32 protein-coding genes and 2 pseudogenes are annotated in these 23,724 nt (G+C 71.3%); 14 read left to right on the top strand and 20 right to left on the bottom strand.

Features of this window, described 5'->3' with window-relative positions; all coding sequences use genetic code 11:
• Both MKK82_RS11045 and MKK82_RS11040 read right to left on the bottom strand, forming a co-directional pair.
• Positions 1-129 (bottom strand): annotated as a pseudogene (locus tag MKK82_RS11045) (CsbD family protein); the annotation flags it as partial.
• A gap of 103 nt (positions 130-232) precedes the next feature.
• Positions 233-406, bottom strand: a complete 174-nt coding sequence (locus MKK82_RS11040; RefSeq protein ID WP_238290857.1) for a CsbD family protein — start codon at positions 404-406, stop codon at positions 233-235.
• A 634-nt stretch (positions 407-1,040) separates the two neighbouring features.
• Here MKK82_RS11040 and MKK82_RS11035 point away from each other — a divergent pair.
• The 4 genes from MKK82_RS11035 to MKK82_RS11025 all read left to right on the top strand — a co-directional run bounded on the left by MKK82_RS11035 (position 1,041) and on the right by MKK82_RS11025 (position 3,102).
• The gene (locus MKK82_RS11035; protein WP_238290858.1) at positions 1,041-1,520 is read left to right on the top strand and encodes a sigma-70 family RNA polymerase sigma factor; all 480 of its coding nucleotides are present in this window, start codon (positions 1,041-1,043) and stop codon (positions 1,518-1,520) included.
• Positions 1,521-1,799: 279 nt separating this feature from the next.
• A complete protein-coding gene (locus MKK82_RS33895; RefSeq protein ID WP_279602928.1) occupies positions 1,800-1,934 on the top strand; it encodes a hypothetical protein in 135 nt (44 codons plus the stop codon).
• Between the two features lie 570 nt (positions 1,935-2,504).
• Positions 2,505-2,693 carry a hypothetical protein gene (locus MKK82_RS11030; protein WP_238290859.1) on the top strand — a complete coding sequence of 63 codons (189 nt, stop codon included), beginning with the start codon at positions 2,505-2,507 and terminating at the stop codon, positions 2,691-2,693.
• 34 nt (positions 2,694-2,727) lie between these two features.
• Positions 2,728-3,102 (top strand): hypothetical protein, encoded by a 375-nt coding sequence (locus MKK82_RS11025; protein WP_238290860.1) that lies wholly within the window; start codon positions 2,728-2,730, stop codon positions 3,100-3,102.
• 141 nt (positions 3,103-3,243) lie between these two features.
• Here the strand turns inward: MKK82_RS11025 and MKK82_RS11020 are convergent, their stop codons facing one another.
• Entirely contained in the window at positions 3,244-3,507 is a 264-nt protein-coding gene (locus tag MKK82_RS11020) for a DUF6894 family protein (RefSeq protein ID WP_238290861.1), read from the bottom strand.
• Between the two features lie 513 nt (positions 3,508-4,020).
• Between MKK82_RS11020 and MKK82_RS11015 the strand changes: the two genes are divergently transcribed.
• Entirely contained in the window at positions 4,021-4,671 is a 651-nt protein-coding gene (locus MKK82_RS11015) for an NAD(P)-dependent oxidoreductase (RefSeq protein ID WP_238290862.1), read from the top strand.
• Between the two features lie 71 nt (positions 4,672-4,742).
• Positions 4,743-5,999, top strand: a complete 1,257-nt coding sequence (locus MKK82_RS11010) for an amidohydrolase (protein WP_238290864.1) — start codon at positions 4,743-4,745, stop codon at positions 5,997-5,999.
• Positions 6,000-6,042: 43 nt separating this feature from the next.
• Here MKK82_RS11010 and MKK82_RS11005 read toward each other — a convergent pair whose 3' ends face one another.
• Positions 6,043-6,621 (bottom strand): PAS domain-containing protein, encoded by a 579-nt coding sequence (locus MKK82_RS11005; RefSeq protein ID WP_238290865.1) that lies wholly within the window; start codon positions 6,619-6,621, stop codon positions 6,043-6,045.
• Positions 6,622-6,986: 365 nt separating this feature from the next.
• Here MKK82_RS11005 and MKK82_RS11000 point away from each other — a divergent pair, with 365 nt between their 5' ends.
• The 3 genes from MKK82_RS11000 to MKK82_RS10990 all read left to right on the top strand — a co-directional run bounded on the left by MKK82_RS11000 (position 6,987) and on the right by MKK82_RS10990 (position 8,316).
• Entirely contained in the window at positions 6,987-7,385 is a 399-nt protein-coding gene (locus MKK82_RS11000; protein WP_243985642.1) for a hypothetical protein, read from the top strand.
• A gap of 106 nt (positions 7,386-7,491) precedes the next feature.
• Entirely contained in the window at positions 7,492-7,896 is a 405-nt protein-coding gene (locus MKK82_RS10995; RefSeq protein WP_238290868.1) for a cupin domain-containing protein, read from the top strand.
• A 159-nt stretch (positions 7,897-8,055) separates the two neighbouring features.
• Positions 8,056-8,316, top strand: a complete 261-nt coding sequence (locus MKK82_RS10990) for a hypothetical protein (RefSeq protein WP_238290869.1) — start codon at positions 8,056-8,058, stop codon at positions 8,314-8,316.
• A gap of 151 nt (positions 8,317-8,467) precedes the next feature.
• Here MKK82_RS10990 and MKK82_RS10985 read toward each other — a convergent pair whose 3' ends face one another.
• The 6 genes and pseudogenes from MKK82_RS10985 to MKK82_RS10960 form a co-directional block, all read right to left on the bottom strand.
• Positions 8,468-8,905, bottom strand: coding sequence for a hypothetical protein (locus tag MKK82_RS10985; RefSeq protein ID WP_238290870.1), 438 nt, complete (start codon positions 8,903-8,905; stop codon positions 8,468-8,470).
• A gap of 88 nt (positions 8,906-8,993) precedes the next feature.
• Positions 8,994-9,185, bottom strand: a complete 192-nt coding sequence (locus MKK82_RS10980; RefSeq protein WP_238290871.1) for a hypothetical protein — start codon at positions 9,183-9,185, stop codon at positions 8,994-8,996.
• A gap of 258 nt (positions 9,186-9,443) precedes the next feature.
• Complete coding sequence (locus tag MKK82_RS10975) at positions 9,444-10,193, bottom strand: ABC transporter permease (protein ID WP_243985640.1); 750 nt, start codon at positions 10,191-10,193, stop codon at positions 9,444-9,446.
• On the bottom strand, positions 10,190-11,122 hold the full coding sequence (locus MKK82_RS10970; RefSeq protein ID WP_238290873.1) for an ABC transporter ATP-binding protein: 933 nt from the start codon (positions 11,120-11,122) through the stop codon (positions 10,190-10,192). Before MKK82_RS10970 ends, MKK82_RS10975 begins: the two co-directional genes overlap by 4 nt.
• A complete protein-coding gene (locus tag MKK82_RS10965) occupies positions 11,119-12,321 on the bottom strand; it encodes an ABC transporter permease (RefSeq protein WP_238290874.1) in 1,203 nt (400 codons plus the stop codon). Before MKK82_RS10965 ends, MKK82_RS10970 begins: the two co-directional genes overlap by 4 nt.
• 160 nt (positions 12,322-12,481) lie before the next feature.
• Positions 12,482-13,387, bottom strand: a pseudogene (locus tag MKK82_RS10960) (ABC transporter substrate-binding protein); the annotation flags it as partial.
• 95 nt (positions 13,388-13,482) lie between these two features.
• Here MKK82_RS10960 and MKK82_RS10955 point away from each other — a divergent pair.
• Both MKK82_RS10955 and MKK82_RS10950 read left to right on the top strand, forming a co-directional pair.
• Positions 13,483-14,196 (top strand): EAL domain-containing protein, encoded by a 714-nt coding sequence (locus tag MKK82_RS10955; RefSeq protein ID WP_238290875.1) that lies wholly within the window; start codon positions 13,483-13,485, stop codon positions 14,194-14,196.
• A gap of 147 nt (positions 14,197-14,343) precedes the next feature.
• Entirely contained in the window at positions 14,344-14,568 is a 225-nt protein-coding gene (locus tag MKK82_RS10950) for a hypothetical protein (protein WP_238290877.1), read from the top strand.
• Between the two features lie 39 nt (positions 14,569-14,607).
• Here MKK82_RS10950 and MKK82_RS10945 read toward each other — a convergent pair whose 3' ends face one another.
• The 6 genes from MKK82_RS10945 to MKK82_RS10920 all read right to left on the bottom strand — a co-directional run bounded on the left by MKK82_RS10945 (position 14,608) and on the right by MKK82_RS10920 (position 20,052).
• Positions 14,608-16,083 (bottom strand): protein adenylyltransferase SelO, encoded by a 1,476-nt coding sequence (locus MKK82_RS10945; protein WP_238290879.1) that lies wholly within the window; start codon positions 16,081-16,083, stop codon positions 14,608-14,610.
• Positions 16,084-16,309: 226 nt separating this feature from the next.
• Entirely contained in the window at positions 16,310-17,218 is a 909-nt protein-coding gene (locus MKK82_RS10940) for a phosphatase PAP2 family protein (protein ID WP_243985638.1), read from the bottom strand.
• 246 nt (positions 17,219-17,464) lie between these two features.
• The gene (locus tag MKK82_RS10935; RefSeq protein WP_238290881.1) at positions 17,465-17,737 is read right to left on the bottom strand and encodes a hypothetical protein; all 273 of its coding nucleotides are present in this window, start codon (positions 17,735-17,737) and stop codon (positions 17,465-17,467) included.
• A 406-nt stretch (positions 17,738-18,143) separates the two neighbouring features.
• Entirely contained in the window at positions 18,144-18,689 is a 546-nt protein-coding gene (locus MKK82_RS10930; protein ID WP_238290882.1) for a MucR family transcriptional regulator, read from the bottom strand.
• Between the two features lie 331 nt (positions 18,690-19,020).
• Positions 19,021-19,323 carry a hypothetical protein gene (locus MKK82_RS10925; RefSeq protein WP_243985636.1) on the bottom strand — a complete coding sequence of 101 codons (303 nt, stop codon included), beginning with the start codon at positions 19,321-19,323 and terminating at the stop codon, positions 19,021-19,023.
• Positions 19,324-19,671: 348 nt separating this feature from the next.
• Entirely contained in the window at positions 19,672-20,052 is a 381-nt protein-coding gene (locus tag MKK82_RS10920; protein ID WP_238290884.1) for a hypothetical protein, read from the bottom strand.
• A gap of 217 nt (positions 20,053-20,269) precedes the next feature.
• On the opposite strand from MKK82_RS10920, the gene MKK82_RS10915 reads away from it, so the two are divergent.
• On the top strand, positions 20,270-20,668 hold the full coding sequence (locus MKK82_RS10915; RefSeq protein ID WP_243985634.1) for a hypothetical protein: 399 nt from the start codon (positions 20,270-20,272) through the stop codon (positions 20,666-20,668).
• Between the two features lie 19 nt (positions 20,669-20,687).
• Here the strand turns inward: MKK82_RS10915 and MKK82_RS10910 are convergent, their stop codons facing one another.
• Positions 20,688-20,921: a DUF2171 domain-containing protein gene (locus MKK82_RS10910; RefSeq protein ID WP_238290886.1), complete on the bottom strand. Its 234-nt coding sequence runs from the start codon at positions 20,919-20,921 to the stop codon at positions 20,688-20,690.
• Positions 20,922-21,143: 222 nt separating this feature from the next.
• Here MKK82_RS10910 and MKK82_RS10905 point away from each other — a divergent pair, with 222 nt between their 5' ends.
• Complete coding sequence (locus MKK82_RS10905; RefSeq protein WP_238290888.1) at positions 21,144-21,389, top strand: hypothetical protein; 246 nt, start codon at positions 21,144-21,146, stop codon at positions 21,387-21,389.
• 7 nt (positions 21,390-21,396) lie between these two features.
• Here MKK82_RS10905 and MKK82_RS10900 read toward each other — a convergent pair whose 3' ends face one another.
• Positions 21,397-21,582 (bottom strand): hypothetical protein, encoded by a 186-nt coding sequence (locus tag MKK82_RS10900; protein WP_238290890.1) that lies wholly within the window; start codon positions 21,580-21,582, stop codon positions 21,397-21,399.
• Between the two features lie 179 nt (positions 21,583-21,761).
• Positions 21,762-22,037 carry a hypothetical protein gene (locus MKK82_RS10895; RefSeq protein ID WP_238290892.1) on the bottom strand — a complete coding sequence of 92 codons (276 nt, stop codon included), beginning with the start codon at positions 22,035-22,037 and terminating at the stop codon, positions 21,762-21,764.
• A 185-nt stretch (positions 22,038-22,222) separates the two neighbouring features.
• Here MKK82_RS10895 and MKK82_RS10890 point away from each other — a divergent pair, with 185 nt between their 5' ends.
• Positions 22,223-22,489, top strand: coding sequence for a hypothetical protein (locus MKK82_RS10890; protein WP_238290893.1), 267 nt, complete (start codon positions 22,223-22,225; stop codon positions 22,487-22,489).
• A gap of 369 nt (positions 22,490-22,858) precedes the next feature.
• Here the strand turns inward: MKK82_RS10890 and MKK82_RS10885 are convergent, their stop codons facing one another.
• Entirely contained in the window at positions 22,859-23,599 is a 741-nt protein-coding gene (locus MKK82_RS10885) for a DUF4336 domain-containing protein (RefSeq protein ID WP_238290894.1), read from the bottom strand.
• Positions 23,600-23,724: the final 125 nt, after the last annotated feature.

The following is a 23,724-nucleotide window of genomic DNA, read 5'->3' as shown; positions in this document are numbered from 1 at the left end:
CTGCCCGGCCGCCTCCCGGGCGCGGCCCTCGACCGAGTCCCGCCGCGAGCCGGTCAGGTCGCCGACCGCGCCCTGCAGCTTGCCGCCCAGCGCCTGCGCGGCGCCCGTGATCCGATCCGTGTCGACCATGTCGTTCTCCTGTTGCGATCTCGGTTGCGATCTTGGTTGTGATCTCGGCCGTGTCTCGTTCGGCCGCCGCGGTCCCGGGCCGGAACCCGTCGACCGGTCTGAGTCAGGCACCCTCCGAGCCCGAGGGCTTGGGGCGTCCGGATTTCGGCGCCTCGGCGTCACGCTTCTGACGCCGGCCTTCGGCTTCGACGCGCACCGCGCCGGTGAGCTTGCCGATGGCTTCCGTCACCGAGCCTTTGAGATGATCGGTGGAGGGCGTCTTCCTGTTGTCGGTCATGGGCACCTCGTCGTTCCTGAGTAAACCCTGGCCGACCGGAAGATGCGCGCACATCATCCGCGATCAATGATCTTTCCATACCGGTACGATAGACCTCGACGGCCAAAGTACTGCTTGCCCGCCGGATTGCTCGAACCGGGACCATCCTGCGCCACGCGCATGCGGTTCTGTGCCTCCCCCTCGAGCCGGACATCGACCGACTTTCGAGCCGGTCGCCAATCCCGGACCAAGGCTCGCCTCACCTCACTGCGTTCATACCGGCTCGCTGGTTGCGGGGCACAAACGGGTCGTGCGCAACCCGGTTCCCTCACATAAGTGTTTTTCCTGGTATGTCCGCATCATTGACGCGGCGCCTCCCGACCAAAGATTAATGCTCGCCTGAGCCAGAGGGCCGCCTGTCGAGGACAGGCGCCATATCCTGACCGACATGAGCATGCCGTCCATGCTGAACGTCTACGAACATCTGACAAAGCCGACCGTCGGGGGCACCCCCGTCTCGCGCGTTGTCCGCGATCCGGGATTGGATCGGCCCGTACACTATCCAGAAGTTGTGGGCATCGACGAAACTTCGCGACTTGGCAGAGGGCTCCGGCGCCTGTTGGAAGCGCTCGATGCCGCGGCGGCGACAGAGAGCTTGGCCTCATTCCAGGCCGACCTGATCGCGGCGGTGCCGCACCTGCGCCGGTTCGCCCTGTCGCTGACCCGCGACGGGGTCGAGAGCGAGGACCTCGTTCAGTTCACCCTGCTCAAGGCCTGGGAAAACCGGGAGCGGTTCCAGCCCGGGACCCGGCTGAAGGCGTGGCTCTTCACGATCCTGCGCAACGGCTACCTCAATGGGCGCCTCAAGCGCCGCCGCGAGGTTCCCGACCCCGATGGCCTGCACGCGGGCCGGCTGTCCCAACCGGCCGACCAGGAGAGCAGGATCGACGTTCGGGATATCCAGTCGGCCCTCGACAGGCTCGAGCCGGCCCAGCGCGAGGCGCTGATGCTCATCGCGCTCGACGACCTGTCCTACGAGGAAGCGGCCGCGATCATCGGCTGTCCCCGCGGAACCGTGAAGAGCCGAGTCAGCCGGGCGCGCGACCGGCTCGCCCGGGAACTCGGCGAGGCCTGAGCCTGGAACCGGTGTCGCCGAGCGCGCCGTCCGACCCCACCAGGCCGGCCGCCCGTCCGGGAGGCGCGCCGCGACGGCAAACCCGACCCCGAACCCGGCGCGTGATTGAGGGACCACGACCCTGAGCCACGACCTGAGACGCCGCGCGGCCGCCGAGTGCTTCGGCCTGTTCCGGTTGGCGTGCTCCGGGCCGGTGCCGATTCACCCGATCTCGATCCCGCTGACCAACACCCCGATGAGCCCGGCGCGGTCCGCCGGCGACGCGTACGGCGCCCGGCCATGGCTGTTCTGGCCGGCGCCCAGATCGCCGGTGTCCTGATCGCCCGCGTCCTGATCGCCCGCGTCCTGGCCAAGCGGCTCTGCGCGGACGACAGGATCTCCGACACTCGCGTGGTGGAGAAACGCGCCGCGTGATCCGGTTCGCACGCGCGCGATGCTCCCGCCATGGCAGCGCGGGCCTGCCGCGCCGCCCCGAAGAAAAAAACGGCGTACTGGTAGAATTTTCTCAGTGCGTTGAGGCTGTTGGTCCCCATATCGAGTCTACGGAGCCGATCGCGGCGTGCTCGCGGGCTCCGCCCACATTTCGAGGTTGTGCTGGGCGGACAGCCCTCTTGCCCGGCACGGCCGCGAGGCCGGATGCCCGTGCCACTCCGGGCGCGCGTCCGGCCCGTTGCCTTTCCGTCATCCGGGTCGATATCCCGGCCGTGAGGAAACCCATGGCACATCCAGGTCTGCCAGCCGCGGGATCCGCCCATCCCGACCCCGTCGATCGACCGCCCGGCTTCGAGCCGCCTCCGAGGGAACGACCGCTCGGACCGGACGAGCCCTCGGCACCCGTCGATGTCCCTCCGGACCTGCCGAAGCCGGACCTCGGCCCCGACGTGCCGCCCGGCGATCCCGAGGGACCGGACCTTCGTGCCTGAGACAGGTTTCGGCGGTCGCGAGGGCGGCGGGTCCGAACCGTGCCTCCATGCGGATCGCGCCTTGAGCGCCGCGACGGAAGCCGGCCTCACGGTCGCCGAACTCGAAGCCCTGCTGCGGGGCAGGCCGCCGACCGAGGTCGTACCGCCTTGGCCCGGGGAGGATCCGGATACCTATGCCGACCGCGCCACCGGCGCGTTCATGACTCTCTATCTCAGTGCGGATGTGGCCGACGACTCCCCTCCCGGCTGACGACGCAGCCTCCAGACTGCCTACAGAGGAGACCATGATCCGACTGAACGACATCATTCTCGTGCCCGCCGTGCTTCTCGGCCTCGGTCTCGCACCGGCGGCGGCGCAGACGGCGAACCGCTTCGACGGCGCGTGGTCGGTGGTGGCGACGGCCGACAGCGGGAGCTGCGCCGGGCCGTACCGCTATCCCATCGTCATCCGGGACGGGAACGTGGACGATGCCGGAGCCAATGGTGTCGACACCTCCGGCCGCGCCACTACGGATGGACGGATCACCGGCACGATCCGCCAGGGCCTCGCCAACGTCTCGGTCTCGGGCCGCCTGCGCGGAACGGGGGGCAGCGGTCGCTGGACGCTCTCCGGCCTGACTTCCTGTTCGGGCCGCTGGACGGCCCGACGATCGGGCTGAACCGGCAACGCGGTCGCAAAACAGGTCGGCGGCGCATCCCGGCCGGGACAGCCCAGACCGCCCCAGCGCAGGAACGGACCCGACGCCGGAGCGTAGGCCGCGAAGGGCCGGAAGGAACCCCTACCCCGGTCGCCCGGCAGCTTACCGGCGCGGGGCATCCCGGGAGGGCCAGTTCCAGATAAAATTGGGCCCGTCTGCGAGGCTGATAGCGGTCAGCACGGGCGTATGGCACTCGTTCGATACGATGACAGCGACCGGGTAGGTGCCGCCGTCGTGATATGCAGCGGCAATCGTCAGCAGGTCACGCGCGTGCGCTTCAATGGCAGAGCGGCCGGCACACTCCATCGCTTGCTCGTCCCAAAAATACCCGGCCGTGTTGCACACGTCGAAAAAGAAGGCTGCCATCGGCTCCTCCGGGGCCAGCCGCACAGATGAGCGCTCTCAGCCAGCGTTTAACATAGATCAATCGAGCGGCCGCAGACAGGCTGCCACCGGCGCCAAAACGGCGGGTTCCCCGCGCTCATTGCCGAGGTCGTTGAAGCCGCATGGGCGAAGGGCATCGTTGCCGTTCCCTCGATCCCTCGACCGGCCGCATGGCGCCCGTGCGCGTCGCGAACAGGCGCAAGCGTGGTCCGGTCAGGTCCGGCCGCGCCTCGCCCCGCGTGTCCGACGCGGTTCGAATCGCGGACCATGCATGCGATGCTTCACACCGGACGGCTCCCGCCCGTCTTCGCTGGCAGCGCGGCAAGACCGCGGCCGTCCTGGGAAACCCGGCGATCCACCGGTGGACCGGCGCCGGCCGCCGGGGCGTTCCGCCCGGGCGAGGAGGCGCCCAGGGCAAGCGGCCACATGGCGCTTGCCCGCGTCCTACGCTCTGCTGTCGACGCTGACATCAGGGATCAGCCACAGGGATCATCGATGGCCCATATCCTCGTCATCGGAGCCAGCCAGGGGATCGGGCTGGCGACGGTCAAGGCAGCCGCGGCCGCCGGCCACCGCGTGCGCGCCTTCGCCCGGTCCGCCAACGCCATCGCGGTATCGGAACCGGGCGTCGAGCGCTGTCCGGGAAACGCCCTGAACGCGCGCGACATCGAGGCCGCACTCGCTGGCGTGGATGTCGTGGTTCAGGCGCTCGGCGTCCCGTTCCGCGACCTGCTCGCACCGGTCCGCCTGTTCTCCGACGCGACGAACCTGCTCGTTCCCGCCATGGAGAAGGCCGGCGTCCGCCGGCTCATCGCGGTCACGGGCTTCGGCGCGGGCGACAGCCGCGACGCCATCAGCCCGTTGCAGCGCCTTCCGTTCCGACTGGTGTTCGGACGCGCCTACGACGACAAGGACGCCCAGGAGATGCGGATCCGTCGCAGCCCGCTGGACTGGACCCTCGTCCGTCCAGGGGTTCTCACGGGCGGGACCGCGACCGGCCGTTACCGCGTCCTCGATACGCCCTCATCCTGGCGCAACGGACTGATCGCGCGGGCCGATGTGGCCCAGTTCATCGTCAGGCAGATCGCGGGCGCGGATCAGGTCGGCAAGGCCGTGGTGCTGATCAGCCATGCCCTCCCGATCTGAAGGCCGCGGCGCAGATGCGCCGGGTGCGGGCCGCGCTTCGGCGCGTCCGTGACGGAAGGAGGATCGGGGTGATGGCGAGATCTGGTCCGACGCCGGGCGCTCCGTGCGACCTGCGCCTCCTCAACGCGACCACCGCCGACGGTCGCACCCTCGCGGTCGACATCCAGGCCGGGCGGGTGACCGCGCTCCGGGACCCGGGTGAGACCCGCGAGGCCCTGCCGCGCGCCGCGCGGACCCTCGATCTCGCCGGAGCCCTGGTGCTGCCGGGCCTGTCGGACGGGCACGTCCATCTCGACAAATGCATGCTCGGCCTGGGCTGGCGGCCGCACCGGGCTCGGGGCTCGGTCCGCGCGATCATCGAGGACGAGAAGGCCTTCCGCCGCACAAGCCGGCTCCCGCTGGCCGAGCAGGGCGCCGAGGCGCTCCTCGAACGCATGCTCCGCGGCGGCACGACCAGCCTGCGGACCCATGTCGACATCGACGACGTCACGCGCCTCGATCACCTCGCCCAGATCCTCGACCTGCGGGCGCGGTGGGCGGACCGCATGCAGATCCAGATCGTCGCGTTCCCGCAGAGCGGCATCCTGCGCTGCCCTCCGGTGGCGGAGTATCTCGACGAGGCCATGCGGATGGGGGCGGACCTCGTCGGCGGCCTCGATCCTGTCGGCATCGACGGCGACCGCGACGGACCGCTCGACGCCGTCTTCGCCCTGGCCGAGCGCCACGACCGGGCCGTCGACATCCATCTGCACGACGCGGGCGAGACCGGTCTCGACGAGATCGACGCGATCCTGGCCCGCACGGCGGCTGCCGGGCTCGGCGGGCGGGTCACCATCAGTCACGCCTTCGCCCTCGCGGACGCCGACGACCTGCGCCTCGGCCGGATTGCGGAACGCCTGAGCTGCGCCGGCATCGCGATCCTGAGCAGCGTGCCGGGCGGGCGCCGCTGCCCGCCGATCCCGCGCCTGCGGGAACTCGGCGTCGCGATCGTCTTCGGGACCGACAACGTGCGCGATTGCTGGAACCCGTCCTCGGTCACCAGCATGATCGATCGCGCCCAGCTCGCCGCCTACCGGTTCGATCTCCGGAGCGATGCCGACCTCGCGGCGCTCCTCGAGCCGATCACCGCCGTGCCGGCGCGCGTCGCGGGCCTGGGGCCGGGCACCCTGAGCCCCGGCGTGCGCGCCGACCTCGTCGCCTTCGACGCGGCCTGCGCGCCGCAGATCATCGTCGAGCGCCAACAGCCCGTGCTGGTCGTGGCGCAGGGCACCGTCGCCGTCGACCGCCGCGGCCCGGCCGGGGCTTCGTCCCGGCCGCCCGCACCATGATGCTAGTTGAGCCGGGCCGCGATGCCCCCGTGCCACCACCGCGCTACTGCAGACGCGCCCCCTCCGGATCCGCCCCGTGATGGGCGATCTCACGGCCGATCTCGAACAGCAGTAGATCAATCAGCAGCTGCATCCGCGTCGTGCCATGCTGCAGAAGCACGTCGCGCAGGCCGAGGCAGCGATCGGCCACATCCGAGAGCGCGTCGATGCCCGTCGGCAGCCGGTCCGTGATGTCGAGCAACACGCCGTAGCCTGCGCGCGTCCCGTCCGCATCCTCGATGACGCGCCCGCGATCCAGCAGCACGCGCACGCGCCCCTCGGGTGAGCGGACCCGATACTCCATCACGTTCGGTCCGCCCCGCCGCTCATGCTCGTCGACCCGTGCGAACACCCGCTCCCGGTCGTCCGGGTGTAGGCAGGCAAACGACGTGTTCAGGTCCAGAACCTTCCCGGCCAGCGCGGGGTCGCCGGTCAGCAGCTCCGCCGAACCGCGATCCAGGATGACGCCGCCGTTCGCGACCTGCCAGTACCACGTGCCGACGACGCCAGCGGCGATCAGAGCCTCTCTCAGATGCAAACCGGTATCCATGATCGTGCCGCCTAGAGAATCGCCGTCCCGCACCGGCTCCTATTTGCTATCATAAGTTGGTTTACGTCCCCCAGTGCATGAATACCACGCCGCGCCGCCATCAGGTCGGGCCCCGGGCAAGGGCGGGGCCGGCCGGCCGCCCGGGCGCTCGCAGCACGCTACAACCACGCATTGACAGCGCCGCTCGTTCGGACCGGCCGCCGCCCGACGCTCCGCGGCACCGCCCGAACTATGACGGTCTCGCGGGACTGCTTCCACTCAGCCTGGCTTCATGATCCAATATCGTCCGTGCAGGGTGCCCATTCCGCTCAGGATCCGATGCGCCGACAGCCTGTGGCCAGGCCGGGGGTCCGGCCGCGATCCGAGACCCGCGACCGGCGCCCGGCCGGCGGCACCGCATGAGGCGCGCATCGCTCGGCGCGTTCGCGGCGCTCCTCCTCGTCCCGGCAGTCGTCCACGGACAGGATGCGCTCGGCTTGTCCGGCCTGAACCTCCCGCGCCTCGACCTCTCCCCCGAGGCCGAGATGCGCGCCAGGGTCGCCGCCGTGTTCCCGGAAGCCGGGCGCGTCCGCTTTCGGAAGGTTCGGCCGATCCAGACCGAGGCCGGTCAGGACGCCGCGTTCTGCGGCCAGGTCAGCGGCGCCGGACCGGACCGGCCGGAACAGAACTTCCAAGTGTTTCTCTACAATCGGACCGGCGGGAGCGAGACCGTCCGCATCCTCGGGTCCGAGGCCCTGAACGGATACCGGGTCGGCCGGAAGATGATCGGTGCCCTGAGGCGCGCCGGCTGCCTGTAGATGGCCGGACCGGCGGCCGGCGAAGACTGTAACGGCCAGCGAAGGTCCGGTCGTTCCCGGCCAAGCCGGCCCGTGTCATGCTCCCCGACGAAAGAGAGAGACCGATATGGGCCCCCACCGCCGCACCACTGCTCTGGCTCGTCTATGGGCCGCGGGCACCCTGCTCGTTGCGGGCGCAGCCGCCGCCCAGGAGGTGAAGCGGACCGAACTCGGCCGCTCACCGGTCTCCGGCGATGAGGGGCGGGAGATCGTCATGCAGCTCGTCGAGATCCCGCCCGGGGCGACCTCGCGACGGCACTTCCACAACGGCGAGGAGGCCTTCTACGTGCTCGAGGGCGCGCTCGCCCAGGCACAGGGTCAGGCGCCGAAGGAGCGCCCCGCCGGCGAACGCGGGATCAACAGGCGCGGCGTACCCCATGCCGGCTACACGGTCGTCGGTGACAGGACCCTGAAGATCCTGTCGGTCTACGTCGTCGATAAGGGCAAGCCGCTCCAGGAGCCGGCCGAGTGACCCGGGCGCAGCTTCGCTCCGTGCTGTACCGCGCCGTGCCGGCCCGGTACCGTCTCATCCGTGGCGGAAACATGGCAAAAGCTTGACCATTGCGGCCGAATCAGTTTATAGCTTGACCGTTGCGTTGCGGATACACCCCGGAATCTTCTGGAGGTTCGGATGTGCGCGCGGAAGACGTTCTACATCTTCGTCAAGGCTTCGGACGAACAGCAGTTCTGCGCCGTCCGGCAGGACCAGCCGATCCCGCCGATGATCGACGGCGTGCGGTGGACTTACGTGAGCTGCATCGACACGACGCGGGACAGGCCGTTCGGCTTCGACCTCGACAGGGCGCACGACGCCATGCGTCGAGGCAGCGTCTACTTCTATCGGCGCGAGCTGATGTTCCGCCGCACCAACTTCCTGCTGGAAGCCGCCTGACGGCTGGGGCCGCCTGCTGCTGCGGCACCGACACGGCGGCCCAGCGAAGGATCCGCCGTCGCAGGCGAAAAGCCCAGTGCGGGACCGCCACCCGGCACCCCGACGGGCTGCCGGAGGACCCGGTCCACCGCCGGGCGCACGGCGCCACAGCCTACGGAGCCTCGTCGGGCGCCGCAGCGGCGCGGGCGCGCGCCCAGTCCCGATCGCGCTCCGCCTGCTCGGCGCGCTGCTGCGCCACGTAGGCCTCCTGATCCGCGCGTTCCCGCCCGCGTCGACGGGCGTCCGCCGTCGCCGCCCGCTTGCGCCACGCCTCGGTCTGCGCCTTCTGGCGGAGCAGTTCCTCGACCGTGATGGGGTCCACCGCCGGCTTGGGCTCGGCCCAGGCATAGGTGCGCCGCGGGGGCGGCTGGGACGCGTGCGACGGGCCCCGCGGCTGCCGGACCGCCCGGAGCGCTTCGGCCACCGTGAGGCCGGCGGCGGCGGCGATGCGCGCGGCGGCGGCGCGACCGGCTGCGCGCTCGCCCGGCGTCGCGCCCTGCTCGGCCAGCGCAAGGCACTTTTCGAGCCGGTCTCGGTCGGCGGGTGTCATACGGGATGTCATAGCGTGGAGCCGCCGGGCCTGTCTCGCCCATCCGAGCCGCTGCGCCACGGCGGGCGCCGCGTGCGGGGGCCCGGCCCTACGCTCCGGGCCGCGCCTTCTCGCCGTCCCGCACTTCGCCGAGCGCCACGAGGATCCGCTCCAGGAGCGCCTTCGAATGCCGGGCCGCGTTCCGGCCGGCCGGGTCGTCCGGCAGGCCGGACCTGGCGTCGTAGGCCGCACGCAGCTTCGCGAGTTGGCGCATCCGCAAGTCGGGATCGCTGGAACCCACGGCCCCTCCCTCCCAGCTGGCTTTTGTCCGCGGTACGCCCCCGCAAACAAGTCCTTCGACCATCCCGAGTCGGGGAGTTGGAAAACCGTGTCTGAACGGTCCCTACGACCTTTAGCGCCGGGACGCCTGGACATACGCCGCAGGCTCCCCGACCGTACGGTCAAGGATCCGGTACCGTTGTGGTCGGCACCAACCATCAGACAGGGGGTTCCACGCCCCAGAATCGCGCGTACGATCCTGCCGGACTTCTAGTCGCCCCTAGGAAGGAAATCCAGCCCGTCGCGCGGCTTTCCGCTGCAGGACCCGAAAGCCCGCATCGACGACGATCGCCAGCGCGGCGACGGTGAGCCCCCCCTGCAGGACGTAGGCGGTGTTGCCGGTGAGCAGGCCGGAGACGATGACCTCGCCGAGGGTGCTGGCCGCAACCGTGGAGCCGAGGGTGGCGGTGGCGAGGCCGATGACGGCCGAGACGCGGATCCCGGAGACGATCATCGGCAGGGCCAGCGGCAGTTCCACCTGGACGAGCCGCTGGCGACCGGTCAGTCCCAGGCCGCGGGCCGCCTCCCGGAGTGCCGGATCGAGGCCGCTCAGGCTGGTCAGCGCCGTCTCGAAGATCGGCAGCAAGCCGTACAGGACCAGGGCGATCAGGGTCGGCACGGTGCCGAACCCGACGACCGGCACCGCCAGCGCCAGCGCCAGCACCGCCACCGGCGGGAAGGTCTGGCCGAGATTGGCCACCGCCCGGGCGAAGGGCAGGACGTCGCGCCCGGCCGGACGGGTCGCCACGACGGCGAAGCCCACGGCCAGCAGGCTCGCCGCCAGGGTCGCGGCGGCCACCAGCAGCAGGTGGTTGACCGCGAGGGTCAGCAGCGGCGTCTGGGCGTAGATCGGCGGGGTATCGCCGGGGGCGAAGGGCCTGAACAGCGCCGCGAAGGCTTCCGGCTTGGTCAGGAAGCCCCCGAGGCCGGCGAGGAGCAGGATCGTCAGCACGCGCGGGATCCGGCTCATGGCTCGGCGCCCTCGGCCTCGAGGGCCGCGCGCGTGACCCGGCCGAGGATCACGCCGTCCCGGCTGACCGGCAGGGCGGCGCGGCGTGACCAGAGACTCTCGGCCAGGGCCGCGCGCACGGAGGTCCCGACCGGGATCGGTTCGCCCGGCGCGGCGCCGGGCTCGACGAGCTCATCCACGACGCGCAGGGCCATGAGCTGGAATGCCCGGTCCCGGCCGCCGAGGAGCAACCGGACGAAGTCGGTCGCGGGCGCACCGATCAGCGCCGCGGGACTCGCCTCCTGCACGAGGCGGCCGGCATCCATGACGGCGATGCGGTCGCCGAGGCGCAGCGCCTCGTCCATGTCGTGGGTCACCAGAACGATGGTGGTGCCGTAGCGCCGCTGGATCGCCAGCAGGTCCTCCTGGGCCCGGCCGCGGATGATCGGGTCGAGGGCGCCGAAGGGCTCGTCCATCAGCAGGATCGGCGGCTCGGCCGCCAGGGCGCGGGCGACCCCGATCCGCTGCTGCTCGCCGCCGGAGAGCGCCCCGGGCAGCCGGTCGCGGTAGAGCGCCGGATCGAGGCGGAACAGGCCGAGCAGCTCGTCGACCCGCGCGGCGATCCGGCGCCGGTCCCAGCCGAGCAGGTGCGGAACGGTTCCAATGTTCTCCGCGACGGTGCGGTGGGGAAACAATCCGTGCCCCTGGATGGCGTAGCCGATCCCGCGGCGCAGGACGTGGGGCGCCACGCTGCGGACGTCGCGGCCGGCCACCCGGATCGTGCCGGTGCTCGGCTCGACGAGGCGGTTGATCATCCGCAGCAGGGTCGTCTTGCCCGATCCCGAGGTGCCGACGACGGTCAGGATCGCGCCGGTCGCGACCCGCAGGCTGACGTCCGTGACGACGGGGCGGGCGCCGAAGCTGCGGCTGACCTGCGCGAGCTCGATCATGGCCTCTGCTCCCGCAAGCGGCTGGCATCGATGACGGCATCGAGCAGGATCGCGGCGGCGCCCGCCAGGGCGACCGTGGGCAGCGCCCCGAGCAGGACGAGGTCGCCCGCGTTCTGGCTGATGCCCTGGAACACGAACACGCCGAGGCCGCCGCCGCCGACGAGACCGGCGATCACCGCCAGACCGATGTTCTGGACGAGGACAATGCGGACCCCGGTGAGGATCGCCGGGCGGGCGAGGGGCAGTTCCACTTGGAACAGGCATTGCCGCCCGGTCATGCCGACGCCCCGCGCCGCATCGCGCACCGGGCCGGGCACCGCCTCGAGCCCCGCGACGGTGGCGGCCGCCACCGGCAGGAGCGCGTAGGCGAACAGGGCCACGAAGGCCGGCGCGGCACCGATGCCGGCGATCCCGAGACCAGCCGCCCCGGGAACCGTCCGGCCGATCCAGGCGAGCGGCGCGATCAGCATCCCGAACAGCGCCATGGACGGGATGGTCTGCACGACGTTGAGGACCGCGAGCAGCGCCGTGCGCAGGGCGGGGACCGGACGCGCCAGGATGGCCGCCGGGATCCCGATCGCGGTGGCGGCCGCCACCGAGGACAGGGCGAGACCCGCGTGGGTCCTCACCTCCCGGCCGAACGTGTCGGAGCGGCTGGCATATTCCCGGAGCACCGAGAGTTGATCCCAGAACCCGGAGCCCAGGGCGAGCCCCGTCAGGAGCGCGCCGGCCGCCAGCAAGGCGATCCTGACGCCCGGCCCCGGCCGCAGGCGGGCCAATCCGTCGCCGAGCGCGAGGCCCGCGGAGACGAAGGCGAGCCACCAGCCCGCGTCCGGCGAGACGCGGGCATACCGGTCGCCGGGCGCCGTCAGGTGATCGGCCGCCCAGCCGGCCGTGAGGCAGAGGAGCAGGAGCGCCGCGGCGCCGGCCGCGACGCGCAGGCGGGGGGCGACCCGCAGGGCGAGCAGCGGCGCGGCGAGCCCGAGGACTCCCCCGAGCGCCAGGGCGTGGCCGGACGGCAGCGCCGACCACGCCATCAGGGAGGTCCCCTCCGCGATCCTGTTCGGCCGGGCCGTCATCAGAGGCAGCGCCAGGACGCTCAGTGCGATGAAGGCCGCGAAGACCGAACCCAGCGGATCGACGCCGGAGCGGATCAGGCCGGGCGGCCGCCCCCCCGGGTCGGGGCGTATCCACGTCACAGAGGCTCCTCCATCCCGATGATGAGCGCGGGCGCCGGTCCACAGGTAGGGCGATCGCGGACGGAAGGCGCCTCTCCCCGAGCCCGCGTAGACCGCGTCAGTCCGGGACCGCGGGGAGGCCAGGATGTCCGGCCGCGGCAGGCGCCCGCATCGCCGGCTCGCGCACGAAACCGTTCCGCTGAAGGAAATCCGCGGCGACCGAGGAGGCCGGCTCGCCGCCGAGCTGCACGCGCCCGTTGAGTTCCCGCAGCGTTCCCAGGTCGAGCCGGCGGAAGACCGGATCGAGGATTGCGGCGATCTCAGGATGTGCTCTCAGGACTTCGGCGCGGACCACCGGCGCGGGCTGATAGACCGGCTGGACCCGCCGGTCGTCGTCCAGCGCGACGAGCTTGGCGGCGGCGAGGCTGCCGTCGGTACCGAACACCATGGCGGCGCTCGTTCCGGAGGTGCCGCGCGCCGCCGCCGCGATCGTGGCGGCGGTGTCGCCCCCCGCCAGGATGACGAGCTGCTCCGGCTTGAGCGCGAAGCCGTAGGTCCTGCCGAAGGCCGGCAGGGCGGCTGGCGCGGAGACGAATTCCGAGGAGGCGGCGAGCTTGATCGACCCGCCCCCGGCCACGTAGCGGCCGAAATCGGTCATGGTCTTGAGCCCGTGGGCCTGAGCGATGTCGGCGCGCACCGCGATCGCCCAGGTGTTGTTGGCCGAGGCCGGCGTCAGCCAGACGAGGTTGTTGGCCCTGAGGTCCAGGGCGCGGGCGGTCTCGTAGGCCGCCTCCGGATCCTTCCAGACCGGCAGGCTCTGCTGCCCGAAGAAGAAGGCGGCGTTCCCGGTGTATTCCGGATAGATGTCGATCTGGCCCTCGATCAGGGCCTGGCGCACGATCGCGGTGGCGCCGAGCTGCGTCCTGTCGGTCGTCGGAATCCCGTGCGCCTTCAGCACCTGGAGGATGATCGACCCGAGGACCCCGCCCTCTGTGTCGAGCTTGGAGGCGACCACGACGGGGGCGGCCCGCGCGCCCGACAGGGCGAGGAGCAGCCCGACGAGGCCCGCGAGGATCCGTTTCACCACCGCCCCGCCCCCTGCCCGCCCCGTACCAGGGCTCCCTATCGCGTTTCGCCGGACGGTCGAAGGGGCACTGCGCGGTGACCTGACGCCCGAGACCGGTGCGGAGATCGGATCCCCCCGTCTCGGGCGCGCCCTTGGCCCCATCCCGCATCCGGCTCCGCGACCGTCGACGGGTTTCCTCGTCGGACGCGCCGTGGCCTCATCGCCATCGCGGGAATCGGGGTCGGTCTCGCGGCCGGGCATCGCGACCGAGGAGCGGACGCTCGCGACCCCGACCCGCCTGCGCGGCCGGGATCGGCCTCGCGATCGACGATTTCGGGACGGGCTACTCCGCGCCCGATTGTCTCCGCCGCGTCCCCCTCGTCGGGATCAAGGTCGATCGATCCTTCGTGCGCCGGCTCCCGGTCGATCCGGCGAGCGCCGCGATCGTCCGCGCCGTCGTCCCGATGGGAGCGCGCAGCGGCGTGGCGATCACGGTCTGGGGTATGGCGACCGCCGAGCCGTTCGCGCTCCCCGCCGCGCCCGGCCGCCGGTGTCCGGTCCTTCGTCGACCCCCGCGAGGCCGCAGGCACCCGCAGGACGACGCGGATCCGTTCCGGCGAGTCGACCGCAGCCGCTGCGCGATCACGGGAGCGCCGACGAGGTCCGCCAGATCGTCGCAGCGCCGGAACGCCGAAGCCGGTGCCGCGGGCGCGCTGCTGTTCGCCCGGCTGCATGTCGTGGAGGGTGCCGGAGGGCTTGGCCGCCGCGGTGGCGGCGATCGTCGGAAACGCACCTCCGCGCGCCGATATACCGGATCCGGCCAACCATGACGGGTCACCGGATCGGAACCGGGAAACAGCACACGTGATCAAATGCTCGAAATTCCGTTAAAAGTCTTTAACCTTTACAAAGATCTGTGATGAACCACGACGCGCGCACCGACTTTATCTGGCGATCTCTACCATAGGTTGAGCTCCATGCAGTCAGCGTCGTATTCGATCTTCGTCCGCGATCTTGCCCGCTCACAGGGGCGCGCTCCACAACTTCTGGCCTATGACATCGACGACCGAAGCGCGGCGGAAGCGCTGGTCTCGGTGATCGCAGCCTCGTACCGGGACCACGGCTTCAACCCGGCGACCCGGACGCACTGGTTTCGGTACGACGGCAGCCTGCACGAGATCTACGCGTGGCCGATTGCCTGACGGCGGTACGGCCGCCCGCAGACTGCCGCTCGCGCCCCGTCAGGTTCCGCAGAACGTCCGGTAGCCGACTCCGCCGCCCGCGGGCGGTTCCGCGTAGACGGCGTGTTCCGGCTGATCCGCGAACGGGCGGGAGAGCACGGCCAGCATCTCCGCGAAGGGCGCGAAATCGCTGCGCTCGACGGCCGCCTCGATCATCGCCTCCACGCGGTGATTGCGCGGGATGTAGGCCGGGTTGACCGCGCGCATCGCGGCCGCGGTCGCGGTCGGGTCACGCTCCTGCTGCGACAGCCGCACGCGCCAGCGGCCGGACCAGGCGTCGAACGCGGTCGGATCGACGAACAGGTCGCGCACCGCGGTCTCCGCCTCCGGCCGTTCAGCCGCCGCGCACAGGTTCCGGAACGTCAGGGTGAAGTCGGCTTGGTTCTCGGCCATCCGCTTGAGGAGATCGCCCGCCAGCGCCGGATCGTCCTCCCGGGTCTCCGCGAGCCCGAGCTTGCGCGCGAAGCCGCCGTGATAGGCCGCCTCGAAACGCGGCGCGTAGCCGGCGAGCGCGGCCTCGGCCTCGGCGACCGCGGCGGTCTCGTCCTCGGCCAGGAGCGGCAGCAGGGTCTCGGCCAGCCGTGTCAGGTTCCAGAGGGCGATGCGCGGCTGCTCGCCGTAGGCGTAGCGCCCGTTCTGGTCGATGGAGCTGAAGACCGTCCGGGGATCGTAGACGTCGAGGAACGCGCAGGGGCCGTAGTCGATCGTCTCGCCGGCGACCGCCATGTTGTCGGTGTTCATCACCCCGTGGACGAAGCCGACGAGCAGCCAGCGCGCCACGAGTTCGGCCTGGGCGGCCACGACGGATTCGAGCAGCGCCCGGTACGGGCTCGGGGCCTGCGCGGCCTCCGGATAGTGCCGGGCCAGAACATGGTCGGCGAGCGCCCGCAGGCCCTCGACGTCGCCCCGGGCCGCGAAGAACTGGAAGGTGCCGACCCGGATATGGCTCGCCGCCACGCGGGTGAGCACCGCGCCGGGCAGCAGGGTCTCGCGTACGACGGGCTCGCCCGTGGCCACGGCGGCGAGCGCCCGGGTGGTCGGGATTCCGAGCGCCGCCATGGCCTCGCTGACGAGGTACTCGCGCAGCACCGGCCCGAGCGCCGCGCGGCCGTCGCCGCGCCGGGAGAACGGCGTCGGGCCCGAGCCCTTCAGCTGGATGTCCCGGCGCCGCCCGTTCCGGTCGACCACTTCGCCGAGCAGGACAGCGCGGCCGTCTCCGAGTTGCGGCACGAACTGACCGAACTGATGCCCTGCATAGGCCGCCGCGATGGGGTCGGCGCCCTCCGGGACGGCGTTGCCCGCCAGCGCCGCCACGCCTTCAGGGCCCGCGAGCCAGTCCGGATCGAGGCCGAGTTCCTCGGCCAGCGCGCGGTTCAGCCGGATCAGGCGGGGCGCCGCCACCGGCGTCGGCGGGCGGCGGGCGAAGAAGCCCTGCGGAAGGCGGGCGTAGCTGTTGTCGAAAGGGAGTGCCGTCATCGGGACGATCTATGAAGGGGAGGTTCGGCCGGCAAGCGGGACCGCCGCCGGGGTATCGGATCGATGGTGCAGGAGACCCCGGTCAGCATCTTGGAGATCGGCCGGAGACGCGGAGGCGTGATGGTGTCGCGGGTCGTCCAACGGGCCTGCGGCATCGTCCGGCACATCTCCACACTCCGGCTAATCGCGCTGGCGCGGGGTGGTTCGCGCTCCGGGTGCCGCCGTCTCACGCGTCCGCCGGGCTGACGGCCGCCGGCGCCGGGCAGGCCAGGAGGTCGGACGGCGCGCGGCCGCGGGCACGCGCCCGCACCGCCAGGGCTCCCCCAGCCAGCAGTGCACCGGCCAGCACGTCCGGCAGATAGTGACCGCCCGCATTGATCGTTGCGACGATCACGGCCCCGTTGAGCAGGAGCGCGAGCGGGCCGAGGATCGGCAGGGGCGCCAGCGCCCAGGCCGTCAGGATCCCCAGACAGACGTGGAAGGACGGGAACGTGGCGAGGCCGCGCAGGTCGCCCAGGGCCAGCGTGTCGAGGGTGCCGGCCCGCAGCCGTGCCACCGGTTCGAGGTGCCAGAGTGCGCCGACCGTCTCGAGCGGCTCGGAGGGAACGTGGCGCGGTGCGTAGGTGGCGTAGGGTCCGAGGGCCGGCAGGAGGGCGGCGAGGACGATCACGCAGAGGAGCGTTGCGGAAAACAGCCGCGTGAAGCTCCACAGCCGTCCCAGGCGGCGGGTGGCGCTCAGCGCGATCACCACGAGCCCGACCTGCGGCCCGCTGGAATGGTACGCGAGGGCCAGCCACCAGGACAGGGTGGGATGCGCCGCCATGAAGGCCACGTAGGCCGTCCAGTTGAAGCCCAGCCCGGCCTCCAGACGGACCAGGGCACCGTCCACGAAGGGCAGCGCAAGGCCGGCGGCGAGGTAGTGCAGCACCGTCACCGGCACCGTGAACGCGATCAGGAACGCGGTCGCCAGAGCCATGCCGCGCAGCGGCGGGTCCGACTTCACCGTGCTCAGGCCGGCGGCGGCGATCAGAAGAACGAGGACGAGCACCGCCGCGAGGACGAAACCGCCCGGTTCGACCGCGATCCCGGCCATCCCCATCCAGGCGGCATCGATTGCGATGATCGCGCCGGTCAATCCCCAGAGTCGGGGATCGGGCGCGGCGATCCCCGACAGGTGGCGGCGGAGGATCCGCGGACCCGGAGCGGAGCGGAATCGATGGGGGGGTGCGGGCTCGCGAAGGCTTCGGGCGACCCGTTCTTGACGCATGTTCCCGCTCAACCTGCCTGCGACCGCCTCGTCTCGGCCGCATCGGGCAGACTTGCGAACGACGCATCGGTCCGCCGGCGGACCATTCGGCTCTGGCCGTGCTGCACCGGGCAGCTACCGGTTCGACCCCGACGGCGTCCCAGCGGCCGGCGGCGCCGCGGCCGCAGGCGGTTTGCCGGTGCCGACGGCCCCCTCGGTCGGCGGTACCGTGGAGGGGCTGGTGACCGCGTCGGTCGCGGTCTTGCCCGGCTCCTGGGTGTCGGCGGCGGGCTTGCCGGCGGTCTCGGACTTCGGCGCCGCGCCGGTCTTCTCCTGCGCCCAGGCGGCGGCCGGAAGGCCAGCCAGGGCGACGGCGGTGAGGAGAAGGGCGGGAATCGACCGGTTCAAGCGCGGCTCCTGACGATGACTACGGGCCAACGGTCGTCGGACGGCGTCGTTCCGCGCCTCGTGAACGCCGCCGGAGACCCGCACTTCGCCGGGTCTCGGCCGCGCCGCGCCGGCGCAAACCGCAAGAGGGCCTCCGTGGCAGGCGACAGGACCGACGACCTCGAGATCCGGACGATCGGGCAGGCGTACGGCCCGATCGCGCCGGCCGGCGGCCCCACGTTCGGGAACAGCCCGCCCCGAAACGCTGGGCAGCGGGGTCCGGCAGGACGTCCGCGATCCCGACGCGCAGGCCAACGCCGGCCAGAACGGCCGGCCGCAGGCCCAGGGCCCGGCCACCGTGACGCACTGACCGGCGCGCCCCCGCACCGCCGGTCCGGCCTCACCCGTCACCGGTGGGCCGACGCGCTCATTCCGCCGCTTCGGCCTTCTTGGACTTGCGGCCCCGGCCCGACTTCGCGGGTGCAGAGTCGCGGCCATCCGTGTCCGCGGCTTCCACGGTCTCGGCGGACTCGGCACGCTTCGCGGCCGGACTCCGTCGCTTGTGGCCCAGGCCGGCATTGCGGGCGAACTCGGCCCGCATCGCCGAGTAGTTCGAGGCCGTCGTCGGATAGTCGGGCGGCAGGCCGTAGCGTTGCCGGTACTGTTCGATCGTCATGCCGTTGCCGGTGAGATGCCGCTTGAGCGTCTTGTACGGCTTGCCGTCGATGAAGCTGATGAGCGCGTCCGGGGTGATCGACTTCTTGATCTGCGCGGGCGTCGCCCGCTTGAAGTCCGGCTCGGCGGACGCAGTGGACTGGCCAAGTCCGGTCAGCGCAGCATGGACGCCGGACAGGAGCGTCGGGAGGTCAGGTACCGGAACGGAATTGTTGGCCACGTAAGCGGAAACGATGTCGGCGGTCAGCTCGACGAAATCGACCTGGTCCTGATGCGGGACTGAAGTGTTGTCTTCCATTGGCGCCTCTCACGCGGGGGTCGACCATAGACGTGGCGTCTCCTGTCGCGCGTCAAGTCCGCAACTGAAAGAATATAACTAATTGTGGTTGTTATCTACCAGATACAGGTCAAAATACCAACATAGATCAATCAACTGCCGCACCGAGGTAGCTGGCATCGCGGGGTGTGCGTTGATCACCGGCGTCGGCTCCACGCCGTCCGCCGGATTAAGAAAGTCTTAACCGCATCGTGGTCTCTGACGGTGTCGCTGCGGCTTGGGGACCTCACGAAGCCGAACGGCAGGCGGGCCGAACTTTGTCCCAGTTCGGCCCGCGCCCTCCGGGTCGCGCTCAGGCGCTGGCGGCATCGCCTAGCGGCGTCGCGATGGCGCCCCGTTTCCCGGCCGGAACCACGGCCTGCAGCACCGGCGCCGGCCCGGCCCCGAATTCCGCCCGGTAGGTCCGCTCGAGGGTCATCAGCGTGCGCATCGGCGCCTCCGCCAGATCGAGCAGGCGCGCGTCGCGCCAGCGCAGCTTGGTCAGGCCGTTGCGGCCGAACCATGCCGGCCTCTCCTCCTCTACGAGCAGAACCAGCTTGCCCGTCCACGTCCTGCGAAACCAGAACCGTCCCGTGAGCTTGGCCGCGCCGAACATGCAGCACCCCGCGTGCGAGCCCCCATACAGTAACGCTTGGAAAGCTCGGCGGTTTCCGGCGGCGACAGGGACTTTGCGCGATCGTGGCGCCGTCTCACAGGCGCGAACGCGCCCTGACTGATGCTCCCGACGGCCGGTCCGGCAGGCGTGCCCGTCCGATCCGGTTTGGGTCTCACGGGTCCCTTTTCGGAGTGCTTCGGCCGGCGGCCAAGGACGCTGGACTAGCGTTTCCTCACCGTGGGGACTGGGGTCCGCCGGCGTCGCGGCGGTCTACGTGCGGGCGTAACCTGCATCCGGTCGAGACGACGCGCCGACGCTGCGAGACCAGTCGGCACACCGCTCCGTGGTTCATCCGCGCGCCGGACCGGTCAGGCGGCGACGCGCCAAGCCTGCAAGCGCGAGCCCGGCGCAGGCGCCGGCCAGCGCGGCTCCGGCCTTGACCAGGAAGTCGTCGAACCGGCCGTGGCGCGTGCTCGTCAGGGTCTGCGCCGCCTCCAGGCCGCCGGCAACCAGGACGCTGCCGAGCAGGATCATCAGCCAATGCCGCGGGTAGCTCACCATCATGACCAAGCCACCCACCGCGTAGGCGGCGATCCGCTCAACGCTGGGATCGGCGGTCATCACCGGCCGGAGGCCGATCGGCACCAGCGTGACGAGGACGATGAGGGCGACCAGCGCCCATGCCGCGAGCCGGATCACCATGAGCCAGCGCCTGTTCGATCTCGGCATCGAAGCCCCGTCATACTGCATGGACCGCCCGCGCGCCCGGAAATGACCGGTCGCGGGCTGTAGCATAACGGCCGTTCAGGTTCGGAAATCCTTACGCCCGCCGGATCGCGGGCGTCGCGCCCGCGCGGGGACGTCGAGCCTCGCGTGACGGCTTGGTCATCCCTGGTCCGAAGGACGGTCCCCGGGCTCGCCGCATTGAAGTGGCCGCGATGCCGTGATGCGGCGCAGTGTTGCCGATCCGTTCTATCCGGCGGCCCGGCGCATCGGGCATAGGAGCATCATGCGCATGCCGGTGTTCAGCCTGTCCGCGACGCTCGTCCTGATGCCCCCTCCGGTGGTATCGGGCCCGATGGCCGCCCCGGTCGACCCGCGTGTCCTGCAGTCGGCCTGGCACCGCTGCCTGCACGAGGCCTACGCGCACCAGCCCGCCGGCCAGAGTCGCGCGGGGAACGAACGCAACGCCCTGGACGAGTGCAAGCCCCGCGAGGACGCGCTGGTGGCGGCCCTGATGTCGGGTCACCGGCCCGACGACGCCCGCTCCGGGACGCTCTGGGCGCGGACATGGGCGGCCTTCGTCGAGCCGCTGACGGCCTGGTTCGGGGCGCTGCGGCGCTGAGCCTGCGGCAGCGTTCCGGTCAGGAGGTCGACCACTCGCGCTTCACCTCCTCGGCCGGCCGGTCGAGATGCACGATGCCGTCTGTCACGGACTGCACGAAATCGAGGGGAATGTAGTGGTGGAGGCCGCCCGAGGCGGCGTCGCTCTTGGTCAGCTTGATCTCGCCCTTATCCACGTGATCCACCGTGCCGACATGGGTCCCGTCCGAACCGACGACCTCGGCGTGCTCCCGGATCTGCGCGACATCGACCATTGAATCCTCCCGATTTCCGATGACAACCGGTCCGGTCGCGAGCCGCAGAGATGTGCGGCCGACCGCGGCCGCCGGCGGGGACGCTTGCGCGCCCGCAGGCTAACGGGGGTGGAATGACGGTGTTCCGGGCCGGAGCGACGCCCGGGCCGGCGCCGGAGCCTCCGCGGCGTCGCACCGCGCCGGCAGTCCCGAACCGCGCCGAGGGAGGATCGTTGCGTCTTCATGACAGACACGAACCGACCGCCGCATCTGGATCCGCTCGTCGAGGCTCGCCGCCGGGAGATGGCGATAGAACACCTGCTGTTCGGGACGATCCGTTTCCTCGCCCAGCGCCATCCGGAGCTGCTCGACGACCTCGAGGGCAGTCTCGATCACCTCTGGGACAAGGTCGAAGGCGAGGCGCGCGACGATGCGGCCGTGCGCAAGATCGCGAGCCGCATCGTCAACAGCCTGCGTGCCGAGAAGTGAGGCGGCTTTAGCGCTGGCCGTCGCTCAGCTTGATGGTCGGGATCATCTCGACGGCCTTCGCGGTCACGCGGTCGAAGGTTTCGCCGGTCAGGCCGCGTTCCGTCGCCAGTTTCCTGATCCGGTCGGCATGCTGGGAAAGGGTAAGGCCGAAATAGGTCCTGTCTGTCGCTTGGTCGACAGCCTCGTTTGCCACGCTTCAACTCCTGTTCCTAGTGTGGGCCGGATCGCAGATCTGGTCGAACGTGCGCCGATCTTCAAGACCCGGACGGAGCTCGGAAGCTCCGCCCGGGCTTCGTGAACGGGCGGGCCGGGATCCCGCGCGCCCGGCACCCCGGAGCGACCGGCCCGGCGGCGCGCGGCGGAGCGGCGAGACTAGCGCGCGCACCCGATGCAGATGCCGCGGGTGATCGCATCGTTGCGCTGCTCGACGGCGTCCCGGCGTTCAATGCTGCCGGTCTCGTTCAGGTTGAGGGCGTTGGGATTCGGGACCGTCTGACCCGTCGAGGCCGTGTGGGGTGCCTTGGCGGCCGTGGCGGGGCCGCCGCCCGTGCCCGTCTGGCTGATCGGGTCGGCCCAGGCCGGGGCCGCTCCGAGCGCGAGGGTCGCGGCCAGGAGGGTGGCCGGGGCGAGGATGTGGGATCTGCGCATGTGAATCTCCCAAAACGGCATGCGTCTGTCTGCGTGAAACCGACGCATCCGGGCTTCGGAAGTTCCCGCCGGCGGCCATCTCCGGCCCGGTCGGACATCCCCGTCGTTGGGGCTGCCGGCAGCCCCCTGACGGAACAACGGCCATGGCCTAAGAGGATCCGCGAAGATCCGAAGGGGATGGACTGATGGGCAACGGCGACGGCAGCGGCGCGCCGAACGCGAAGATCGCGGAGGTACAGCGCCTCGCGACGGCGCTCGCCGCCCGGGTGCGCTACGCACAGCTGGTGGGGCGGCCGGTCTACGAGGAGCAGATCTCCGCCCTGGTGAGCGCCGCGCGCCTCATGGACGAGGCGAACGCGCCCTGGCCACCCATGGTCGAGGAGGTGCTCACGGAACTCGCCAAGTCCCTCGACGGCGCCGACGCGGCGGCCGCTGCGGCGGACGCGACCTGAGATCGACCGGGCGGCGATCCTCGAAGGATCAGCCGCGCCCGCCGCCGTCTGGCGGCCCCGTATCGACACCCGGACCGGCGCGGGGGGAGCAGGTCGCGCCCGGCATCGGTCGCACGGCTCGCAGGATCTCCAGGAACGTCCCCGCCGCCCCTTGGCGCTGCGCGCGGGGTTCGGGGCATCCGCAGGTGGAGCAGACGGTCCTGACGCGCCTCGTGGAGGCGCTCCGACCTGAAGTTCCGGGCGGCGGGTGCGGTGCCCTCACCGAGCCCTCATCGACGCCGCCGATACCGCGCCGGACGCGTTCGAGCAGCGCCCCCCGTCGACCGACCGGGGGTCGGCGGCGCCCCCGGGCTGTGATCCATTTGCCGATCAGCCGAATGTCCCCAGCCAGCGGAGGGCATGGCGCAGGCGGGCGGTCCCGTCGCCGGCGAACCACTGCCCGTGCGTGAAGATGACCCGTTCGGGCTTCAGCGCCACCAGTTCCGCGGCGGCCCGCGCCGCCGCCTGCCGGCGCAGCTTGATGACGAGGCGCAGATAGGGGGGCGGCTGCCCGTGCGGCGGGGTCATGCGGGCGAGGCGCAGGAACGGCCGGAGGAGCGCCGGCATCTTCGCCGGCTCCAGGTTCAGGACGAGGTCGGTGAGGATCAGAGTCCGGCTCGCCCCGTGGAAGAACGCGACCTCCCGGAAGGAGAGACCGCCCTGCACCACGACTTGGCGCAGGTCGGCCGCCCATTCCGGAGGCGCCGCGTCGTCCAGAACCCGGTCGACGCGCAGGCCGGAGCGGCGGACCTGTCCGCGCTCGCGCAGGTTCGGGGCCGCCCAGGTCGCCGCGTCCGGGCAGTGGGTCTGCCAATCCTTGAGGAAGGTCCAGTGGGCGATATTCGGCGCGACGAGGTGGCGGATCGGCCCCAGCGCCGCGATGTCCCGGTGCAGGCGCGCGTCGTAGTGCGTCGGCGAGTGCAGCCAGAGCCCGCCGTCGTGCAGCCGGACGACCGTCATCCGGACCGGGAGCGGAATGCCGAGGGCGCGCAACGGGCCGCTGTCGACGATCCACACGCCGTCGGCCACGGGCTTGAGCACGTCGAGGGGGGGATAGGTCGCCTCGGGCAAGAACCGAAACCTCTGTCGATCGTCCGGGAAGGGAAATCCCCCCGCACCAGCCCGACAACCCGAACCGGCACACCGGATTTCCCGGATGGATCGACGCAGATGCTCCTCTTCCCGCCTCTTCCCGC

Source organism: Methylobacterium sp. E-046 (assembly GCF_022829625.1).
Classification (GTDB): domain Bacteria; phylum Pseudomonadota; class Alphaproteobacteria; order Rhizobiales; family Beijerinckiaceae; genus Methylobacterium; species Methylobacterium longum.
Note: the sequence above shows the minus strand (reverse complement) of the source record. Positions and strands in the feature narration are given on the sequence as shown.

Coding starts and splice junctions, on each gene's coding strand:
- MKK82_RS11025 (WP_238290860.1), top strand. CDS start 2,728: ATGATCCGACTGAACGACATCATTCTCGTGCCCGCCGTGCTTCTCGGC.
- MKK82_RS10950 (WP_238290877.1), top strand. CDS start 14,344: ATGCAGTCAGCGTCGTATTCGATCTTCGTCCGCGATCTTGCCCGCTCA.
- MKK82_RS10975 (WP_243985640.1), bottom strand. CDS start 10,193: ATGAGCCGGATCCCGCGCGTGCTGACGATCCTGCTCCTCGCCGGCCTC.
- MKK82_RS10920 (WP_238290884.1), bottom strand. CDS start 20,052: ATGCCGAGATCGAACAGGCGCTGGCTCATGGTGATCCGGCTCGCGGCA.
- MKK82_RS11010 (WP_238290864.1), top strand. CDS start 4,743: ATGGCGAGATCTGGTCCGACGCCGGGCGCTCCGTGCGACCTGCGCCTC.
- MKK82_RS10905 (WP_238290888.1), top strand. CDS start 21,144: ATGACAGACACGAACCGACCGCCGCATCTGGATCCGCTCGTCGAGGCT.
- MKK82_RS10995 (WP_238290868.1), top strand. CDS start 7,492: ATGGGCCCCCACCGCCGCACCACTGCTCTGGCTCGTCTATGGGCCGCG.
- MKK82_RS10990 (WP_238290869.1), top strand. CDS start 8,056: ATGTGCGCGCGGAAGACGTTCTACATCTTCGTCAAGGCTTCGGACGAA.
- MKK82_RS10970 (WP_238290873.1), bottom strand. CDS start 11,122: ATGATCGAGCTCGCGCAGGTCAGCCGCAGCTTCGGCGCCCGCCCCGTC.
- MKK82_RS11020 (WP_238290861.1), bottom strand. CDS start 3,507: ATGGCAGCCTTCTTTTTCGACGTGTGCAACACGGCCGGGTATTTTTGG.
- MKK82_RS10925 (WP_243985636.1), bottom strand. CDS start 19,323: ATGTTCGGCGCGGCCAAGCTCACGGGACGGTTCTGGTTTCGCAGGACG.
- MKK82_RS10895 (WP_238290892.1), bottom strand. CDS start 22,037: ATGCGCAGATCCCACATCCTCGCCCCGGCCACCCTCCTGGCCGCGACC.
- MKK82_RS10985 (WP_238290870.1), bottom strand. CDS start 8,905: ATGACACCCGCCGACCGAGACCGGCTCGAAAAGTGCCTTGCGCTGGCC.
- MKK82_RS11015 (WP_238290862.1), top strand. CDS start 4,021: ATGGCCCATATCCTCGTCATCGGAGCCAGCCAGGGGATCGGGCTGGCG.
- MKK82_RS10915 (WP_243985634.1), top strand. CDS start 20,270: ATGCGGCGCAGTGTTGCCGATCCGTTCTATCCGGCGGCCCGGCGCATC.
- MKK82_RS10890 (WP_238290893.1), top strand. CDS start 22,223: ATGGGCAACGGCGACGGCAGCGGCGCGCCGAACGCGAAGATCGCGGAG.
- MKK82_RS10910 (WP_238290886.1), bottom strand. CDS start 20,921: ATGGTCGATGTCGCGCAGATCCGGGAGCACGCCGAGGTCGTCGGTTCG.
- MKK82_RS11000 (WP_243985642.1), top strand. CDS start 6,987: ATGAGGCGCGCATCGCTCGGCGCGTTCGCGGCGCTCCTCCTCGTCCCG.
- MKK82_RS10930 (WP_238290882.1), bottom strand. CDS start 18,689: ATGGAAGACAACACTTCAGTCCCGCATCAGGACCAGGTCGATTTCGTC.
- MKK82_RS10945 (WP_238290879.1), bottom strand. CDS start 16,083: ATGACGGCACTCCCTTTCGACAACAGCTACGCCCGCCTTCCGCAGGGC.
- MKK82_RS11040 (WP_238290857.1), bottom strand. CDS start 406: ATGACCGACAACAGGAAGACGCCCTCCACCGATCATCTCAAAGGCTCG.
- MKK82_RS33895 (WP_279602928.1), top strand. CDS start 1,800: ATGGCTGTTCTGGCCGGCGCCCAGATCGCCGGTGTCCTGATCGCCCGC.